Origin of the sequence: Nocardiopsis sp. TNDT3, from assembly GCF_003427465.1 — a bacterium.
Lineage (GTDB): Bacteria > Actinomycetota > Actinomycetes > Streptosporangiales > Streptosporangiaceae > Nocardiopsis > Nocardiopsis dassonvillei.
In genome coordinates this window covers 1-5,345 of the sequence record NZ_QPFC01001118.1, presented here as the reverse complement: position 1 = coordinate 5,345, position 5,345 = coordinate 1, and the positions used below count along the sequence as shown (strand labels likewise).

Annotated in this window: 7 protein-coding genes; 2 read left to right on the top strand and 5 right to left on the bottom strand. The window is 76.9% G+C overall.

Going from position 1 to position 5,345, the window contains the following annotated elements:
- The coding region (locus DQW06_RS24580; protein ID WP_117199396.1) for a PucR family transcriptional regulator at nucleotides 1-998 on the bottom strand (998 nt) is incomplete at its 3' end.
- A 357-nt stretch (nucleotides 999-1,355) separates the two neighbouring features.
- Here DQW06_RS24580 and DQW06_RS24575 point away from each other — a divergent pair.
- Complete coding sequence (locus DQW06_RS24575; RefSeq protein WP_013154296.1) at nucleotides 1,356-1,838, top strand: hypothetical protein; 483 nt, start codon at nucleotides 1,356-1,358, stop codon at nucleotides 1,836-1,838.
- A gap of 31 nt (nucleotides 1,839-1,869) precedes the next feature.
- Here DQW06_RS24575 and DQW06_RS29320 read toward each other — a convergent pair whose 3' ends face one another.
- Nucleotides 1,870-2,016 (bottom strand): hypothetical protein, encoded by a 147-nt coding sequence (locus DQW06_RS29320; protein ID WP_167539499.1) that lies wholly within the window; start codon nucleotides 2,014-2,016, stop codon nucleotides 1,870-1,872.
- Between the two features lie 176 nt (nucleotides 2,017-2,192).
- Between DQW06_RS29320 and DQW06_RS29015 the strand changes: the two genes are divergently transcribed.
- A complete protein-coding gene (locus DQW06_RS29015) occupies nucleotides 2,193-2,753 on the top strand; it encodes a hypothetical protein (protein ID WP_157983593.1) in 561 nt (186 codons plus the stop codon).
- Here DQW06_RS29015 and DQW06_RS24565 read toward each other — a convergent pair.
- The 3 genes from DQW06_RS24565 to DQW06_RS24555 form a co-directional block, all read right to left on the bottom strand.
- Nucleotides 2,740-3,468, bottom strand: coding sequence for a bifunctional 4-hydroxy-2-oxoglutarate aldolase/2-dehydro-3-deoxy-phosphogluconate aldolase (locus DQW06_RS24565; protein ID WP_049800310.1), 729 nt, complete (start codon nucleotides 3,466-3,468; stop codon nucleotides 2,740-2,742). The two genes, DQW06_RS29015 and DQW06_RS24565, sit on opposite strands and share 14 nt — an antisense overlap.
- Nucleotides 3,469-3,515: 47 nt before the next feature.
- Nucleotides 3,516-4,970 (bottom strand): mannitol dehydrogenase family protein, encoded by a 1,455-nt coding sequence (locus DQW06_RS24560; protein WP_071622502.1) that lies wholly within the window; start codon nucleotides 4,968-4,970, stop codon nucleotides 3,516-3,518.
- The coding region (locus DQW06_RS24555; protein ID WP_198662541.1) for a carbohydrate kinase family protein at nucleotides 4,967-5,345 on the bottom strand (379 nt) is incomplete at its 5' end. The genes DQW06_RS24555 and DQW06_RS24560, both read right to left, overlap by 4 nt.

Here is a 5,345-nt window from a genome sequence, read left to right as displayed (position 1 = left end):
CGCACCACGCCCCCGCCCGGCACCACGCCCGTGCGCACGAGTTCCGCGAGGTCCCGGGCCCGGGCCAGCGACAGCGGCGCCCGGTCCAGGGGCACGCTCGGGCCCAGCACCGCGCAGGAACCGCGCAGCGAGCGTTCCAGCGACCGCAGCCGCCCCGGCCCCTCGGGATCGGGCACCACCGCGCACGGCTCCACGCGGTCCAGGCCCACGAGCACGTCCGACGACAACGCGCTGAGATGTGAGAACGCCCCCGCCGAGGTGGACAGCGCGTCCGCCGACGGGCCGCCCACGGTCGTCTGGGCCACCGCCGACGGGCCGCTCGGGGTCGCCTCCAGCGGGGCCGCCGCCGCGCCGTCCGTACCCCGGTACAGCAGCGCCACCGCCACCCGCCCGGGCAGCCGCCACCGGGCGGCCCGGGCCAGCGCGGGCACCGCCTGCTCCTCCCGCCGCGGGCCCGTCTCGGCCAACAGCACCTCCAGCAACCGCGCCCGGCGCCTGCGCAGCGCGTCCACCCCGGCGCCGCGCACCCGCGCGTGGCCCTCGGCCGCGGCGGTCGAGACCTCCTCCTGGAACGCGAAGATCGCCTCTCCCAGCACCGCCATGTGGTCGCGGGTGAGCGCGTCCGCGTCGGCCAGCCGCCGCCAGGCCACGGCCGCCGCCGTGCGCATCCCCGTGTGCAGGCACTCCAGGGTGCGCCCGTGCCGGGCCTCGTCCGCGCCGAAGGCCCGGAACTCGGCGGCCAGCGCGTCCACGTGCCCGGGGGAGCGGCCGCCCTCCACCCGGTCCAGGAAGGCGCGCAGACCGGCTTCCACCGTCCGCCGCAGACCCTCGGCGTCGGCGGGCTCCAGGGGCGCGGCGTGGAACTCCGCCCGGCGCCGGATGCCCTCCAGGGCCTCCTCCGCCAGCGACGGCACCAGCGGGCGCAGCCGGGCGCCCAACTCCGGGGGGATACGGGCGAACGGGTCCGTCGGACGGCTCTCCCGCAGGGGGTAGGACATGTCACCTCCGGCGCGGACGCACGGCGGAACCGCCCGTGGCACGCCCGCGCGTGCTCTGTGCGCCAGAAAGTCCGGAGCGGTTCCGTCGGGAGGGGACCGCGTTCCCATATCACCAGAAGCCCGGCTCTGCCGACAACCCCCGGGCCCGTCACGGGTCGGGCTTGCGGTGATGGCCGGAAGCCCCGCCCCACCGACAACCCCCGGGTCCGCCGCAGCGCGGGCTTATGGCGATGCCCGGAAGCCCTTCCGACCGGACGGCCCCGGGACTACCTGGGGCGCGCGGACACCGCTGGTCACGCAGCGGGCCGATACGGTAACAATGGTGCGACGCCCCCGCCCCCTCGAAAGGCGCCCGCCATGAGACGACTTCCGCTGTCCGCCCCGCTGCTGGCCCTGCTCCTCGCCGCCACGGCCTGCTCCGGCGAGGAGGCCCCGGAGGAGACCGCGGGGCGGGCCGAGGAGAGCGCGGCCGCGGTGGACCCGGACGCCGAGACCCACGTGCGCCGCGCCGCGCAGGGCTTCATCGCCTCCCTCATGGCCGCCGACGGCGAGGCGGGCTGCGCGCTGATGGACGAGGCCGCGCGCACGGTGTTGGCCGACGAGCACGGGGCCGAGGACTGTCCGGCGGCCTTCCCCCTCTACGCCGAGGCGCTCCAGGGCGGTGAGGGCATCGAGGTCGGTGAGGTCACCATGGACACCGACCTGGAGGGGGAGGTCCCCATCGCCACGGTCGCCCTGGTCTACCCCGGCGAGGACCACGGGCCCCTGGAGATGCGCCGCGACTCCGACGACCAGTGGGTGGCCACCCGCCTGCCGGGCACCTCCCCGGGCGGAGCCTGAGGCCGCCCGGGTCCGCGGCGCCGCGCCCGGCTCAGCTGAAGAACGCGTAGCCGAGGACCATGCCCGCGACCACGACCACCACGGCCGCCAGCGGCCACAGCCACTGGGCGATCCTCTCCCCCGCCGAGGGCCTCCGCCCGCCCTCGCCCTGTCTTTCGGACTCTCTCGTACTGTTCACACCGTCCGGCTTACCAGACGGCGGCTCCGGCGGGGGCACGGCTCGCCCGGTCGGGGCGGCGCGGGCCCGCGCCGCCGGAGCCGACTGCGGCCCCTGTCAGGGGCCGCGCGCCCGCGTACACCGGAATACGTCCCGGGCTGTACGCCGTTTCGGGCCCGCGCTCGGATACTGGCCGCATGGACACCGTGACGACCCCCCGACGGCGCCTGGGCGCCCGCACCCGCAAGACCGTCCTGCTGGTCCACATCGCCGCGGCCGGAAGCTGGCTCGGGCTCGACCTCGTCCTGGGCGTCCTCGTGGTCACCGCGCTGCTCGGCGGCGACGACGCCTCCGTCGCGGTCGCCCTGGCGGCCTTCGCGACGTGGCCGCTGGTCGCGGTCGGCACCCTCACCCTGCTGTCCGGGATCGTCCTGGGCTGGGGGACCAGGTACGGACTGGTCCGGTACTGGTGGGTCCTGCTCAAGCTGGCGGCCAACGTCGTGCTGCTGACCCTCGTGGCCCTGCTGCTCTCACCCGAGGTCACCGCGCTGGCGGAGCGGGCCCGTACCGCCCTCGCCGAGGAGGCGCCCTTCGCGGTCGGCGCCCAGCTCCTGTTCCCGCCCCTGGTCTCCACCACCGCGGTCGCCGCGGCCATGGCCCTGTCGGTGTTCAAGCCCTGGGGACGCGTCCGGGGGCGCCCCCAGCGGGTCCGCCCCGGGAAGCCGGGCCTTCGGCGGGCCCCGGTCAGGCGCCCCTAGGTCCCGGGCCGACGGAAGGCGGCACGGAGCCGGGGCGGCCGTCCCCGACAGCGCCCGCGCCCAGCCGCACGGCCTCCGCCGCCAACCCGGTGATCCGAGCCCAGTCCCCCTCACGGACCGCGTCCCCGGGGGTCAGCCAGCTCCCCCCGACGCACGCCACGTTGTCCAGGGCCAGGTAGTCGGCGGCCGTGGCGGCCGTGATCCCGCCCGTGGGGCAGAACACGACGTCGGGGACCGGGCCCGCCACCGAGCGCAGGAACGGGGTTCCCGGAACCGACGCGGGGAAGAGCTTCTGCGCGAACATCCCCGCCTCGCGGGCGGCCAGCACCTCGCTGACGGTGGCCACCCCCGGCAGTGCCGGAACCCCGCTCGCGACCAGGTGGCGCAGCATCCGTTCCGTGGTGCCGGGCGTGACCAGGAACCGTGCTCCGGCCTCCGCGGCCTCGTCGGCCTGGCGGGGGGTGAGCACGGTCCCCGCGCCCACCACCATGTCCGGTACGTCCTCCGCGACAGCCCGGACCGCCTCCAGGGCGCCGGGCGTGCGCAGGGTGACCTCCACGACGCCCACACCGCCCGCCAGCAGCGCCTCGGCCAGGGGAACCGCCAGCGCGGGGGAGTCCACCGTCACCACCGGCACGACCGGCGACAGCGCCAGCACGGCCCCGATGCCGCCGTCCCCCTCGCTCCGGCCGCTTCCCCTGTTCCCACCGCTCACGCCGTTCCCGCGGCCTGTGCCTCTCACGTCGTTCCCTCCGCCCGCGCTCACGAGGCGACCTCCGCCGCCAGCGCGCCGCCCCCGGCGGACACGACCCCGTACCAGTGGACCAGCAGTTCGGTGAACACCGGATGGGAGGCCAGGTCCCCGGGGAAGACCTCCGAGCGCAGCAGCGCGGCGACCACCTCCCGCGCCCCTCCGCCCGCGGGCAGCAGAGCGCGCAGGGAGTCGGCCAGCGGGTCCTCCAACCCGGGACCGGCCGTGGCGACGTGGTGCATCCACGCCGCCACCACCAGTGCGCTCCACCGCGGCTCGCCGCCCCCGGCCAGCACGTCCCGGACCGTGGGCACGACGCGGGGGCCGAGTTTCTGGGAGCCGTCGGCCCCGACCTTGGCGGTGGTGTGGCCCAGCGCGGGATTGGCGAACCGGCTCAGCACCGACGCGGCGTAGGCCGCGCCGTCCAAGCCCTCGGGCAGGGTGAGCGAGGGCAGGACCTCCTCGTGGACGAGGCGGTGGGCCGCCGTCGCCACGGCGTCGTCGGCGGCGCACGCGGCGATCGTCGTGTGTCCCACGGACAGGCCGAGGTAGGCGAGCAGGGAGTGGCTGGCATTGAGCACGCGCAGCTTGGCCGCCTCCCAGGGCCGCACGTCGCCGGTGATCGTCGCCCCGGCCGCCTCCCACCGCGGGCGCGGACCGGCGAAGCGGTCCTGGATCACCCACTGGTGGAAGGGTTCGGCGACCACGGCCGCCTCGTCGCGCAGGCCCAGCTCCGCCTCGACGGCGTCCAGGTCCGCCGCCGTGGTGGCCGGGACGATCCGGTCCACCATCGTGTTGGGGAAGGCCGCGTGCGCCTGGACCCAGGAGCGCAGCCGCTCGCCCTCCGCGCCCGGCAGGGCGTCGGCGAAGTCGGCGACCAGCGCGGCCGTCAGCTCGCCGTTGTCGGGCAGGTTGTCGCAGGACAGCACGGTCACCGGACCGGCGTCCCGGAGCTGGCGCAGCTGGAGGCCGCGAGCGATCTGCCCCACCGGCGTGAGCGGCGGGCCGCCGTCCAGGTCGGCGCGTACGCGGGCGTCGCCGGTGTCCAGGCGCCCCGTGACCGGGTGCGCCAGGTACCCCTTCTCCGTGACCGTGAGGGTGACGATCCGGGTGTCGGGGTGGGCGATGCGCTCCGCCACCGCCCACGGGTCGGCCGGACCGGACAGGGTCTCGCGGACGGAGGAGACCACCCGCAGGGGGCGGGCGCCCTCACCGCGTTCGGTGACCGTGAACAGGCCGTCCTGCGGGGCCAGCTGCTCCCACACCCGGGCCGAGCGCCCGGTCACCGCGCTGATGCCCCATCCGGTCTCGCCCGCGGCGAGCATGGCCTCCTCGGTCAGGAACGCGCCGTGGGCGCGGTAGAACGCGCCGATCCCGAGGTGGACCACCCCGGTGCGCAGGTCGGCGCGGTCCAGGGCGGTGGTGCGCCCCGCGGCCCGCAGCGCCGCCAGGTCCAGCCGGGTCATCGCGTCGCCTCCTTCTCGCCCCGCGCGTGCGCGCGGGTCTGTTCCAGGGTCGGCAGGAAACCGGTTCCGCCGCGCCCGCCCACGCTCAGGCTGGCCGCGGCGGCCGCCAGGCGCGCGGCCTCCGCGAGGGGGTCGCCCAGGGTCAGGCGCGCGGTCAGGGTACCCACGAACACGTCCCCCGCGCCGGTCTGGTCCAGGACCCGGGGAGCGGGGACCGCGTCGATCCAGGACTCCTCCTGCGGCGTGGCCAGGTGGACGCCGCGCGACCCGCAGGTCACCGCGACGTTGCGGGCGCCCGCCTCCAGGAGGCGGCGGGCCGCCTCGGACGGGGTGGCGCTGTCCAGCAGGGCGGAGGTCTCGCCGGGGTGGGAGGGG